The organism is Bacillus sp. LR--39 (genome assembly GCF_053613335.1).
On the sequence record NZ_JBSIOT010001480.1, the window covers coordinates 1 to 540 of the forward strand.

At 51.3% G+C, this 540-nt stretch carries 1 protein-coding gene; it reads left to right on the top strand.

Annotated elements, in window-relative coordinates:
- On the top strand, positions 1-540 hold a 540-nt coding region (locus ACWHAR_RS31270; protein WP_452088954.1), incomplete at both ends, for a mannitol dehydrogenase family protein.

Below are 540 nucleotides of genomic sequence, written 5' to 3' on the forward strand. Positions count from 1 at the left end.
GTGATCAATGAACTGAACGATAAGGGCCGCTATACCGTCGAAATGGCCGATGCCGGAAGGAAGCAGGAAACGATCGGACCGGTCCGGGCGATCAACAGTGCGACCCAGCTTGACGAATTGTATGATTTGATAGCGAAAGCCGACCTTGTCACCACAGCGGTAGGCCCGGCGGTGCTTAAATTGATCGCAGAGCCGATTGCAGAAGGTTTGAAGCGTCGGATGAAAATAAACAAGCAGCCTTTAAATATTATAGCTTGCGAGAATATGATCGGGGGCAGCGCTCATCTTCGCGAGGAAATTTTCGCCCGCTTAACTGAAACGGAGCGCGCCGCAATCAGCGATTCAGTCGGCTTTCCGAACTCGGCAGTCGACAGAATCGTGCCGATCCAGCACCATGATGATCCGTTGAAAGTAACGGTGGAGCCTTTTTTCGAATGGGCCGTTGATCAAACGGAATTCGCCGGAAAAGTGCCGGATATTGAAGGTGTGACATATGTAGCGGATCTTGCGCCATTCATCGAAAGAAAGCTGTTTACGGTC